The organism is Xanthomonas sp. LMG 12462 (genome assembly GCF_009192885.1).
GTDB lineage: Bacteria > Pseudomonadota > Gammaproteobacteria > Xanthomonadales > Xanthomonadaceae > Xanthomonas_A > Xanthomonas_A sontii.
This window is the reverse complement of the sequence record NZ_NMPP01000136.1, coordinates 1-920: the sequence shown is the minus strand read 5'-3', so window position 1 is coordinate 920 and position 920 is coordinate 1. Positions and strand designations below refer to the sequence as shown.

At 67.8% G+C, this 920-nt stretch carries 1 protein-coding gene; it reads left to right on the top strand.

Translation table 11 applies throughout. The annotated features are described in order from the left end of the window. The coding region (locus tag CEK69_RS20955) for a TonB-dependent receptor (RefSeq protein ID WP_152247724.1) at window positions 1–810 on the top strand (810 nt) is incomplete at its 5' end. Between the last annotated feature and the right edge of the window lie 110 nt (window positions 811–920).

The window sequence follows — 920 nt, the reverse complement described above, 5'->3', positions numbered from 1 at the left end:
CAGGCCTTCGCCGCCGACGGCAGCTACACCGGCACCAGCGGCCGCTACCGGGTCAGCGACGAGGTCACGCCTTACGTCGGCCTGGTCTACGACCTCACCCCGGCCATCTCCACCTACGCCAGCTACACCGAGATCTTCAATCCGCAGAACTACAAGGACAAGGACAACAACCTTCTGGCGCCGGTGCAGGGCTCCAACCTGGAAGCAGGCATCAAGGCGCAGTTGGCCGACGGCCGCGCGCTGCTCAGTGCGGCGGTGTTCGAGGCCAAGCAGGACAACTACGCGGTGCGCGACATGACCCAGCCGGAAGCCTCGCTGCCCGACGGCAGCTCGGCCTACATCGGCGTCGACGGCACCAAGAGCCGCGGCTGGGAACTGGAATACAACGGCGAGTTGCGCCCGGGCTGGACGCTCAATGCCGGCTACACCCACGTCAAGGTCACCCGTGCGCCGACCGACGCGATCTACGCCAACCTGCCGGAGGACTATCTGCAGCTGTCCACCCAGGTGCGCCTGCCCGGCGCCTGGCAGCGCCTGAGCCTGGGCGGCGGCGTGAGCTGGCAGAGCGCGGTGCGCGGCTACAACATCCAGCGCCCGTTTGGCGACGGCACTGCCGCCACGCGCCCGGTCACCGTGGTGCAGGATCCGTACGCGCTGGTGCATTTCAATGCCAACTACCAGCTCAGCACGCAGTGGACCGCGACGCTGGCGGTGACCAACGCGCTGAACAAGAAGTACTGGGCCAATCTGGATTACCAGAACTACGGCGAGCCGCGGTTCGTCAGCTTTACGCTGCGCTGGCGGTACTGAGCCGCGGCGCATGACAGGCAAGGACGCCCGTCGCGCAGCCCGGGCTTTGTGGGATGGGGGGCGCCGTGGCGATGCGGGGCGGCGGCCGGCACTGCGCGTCTCTACATCCG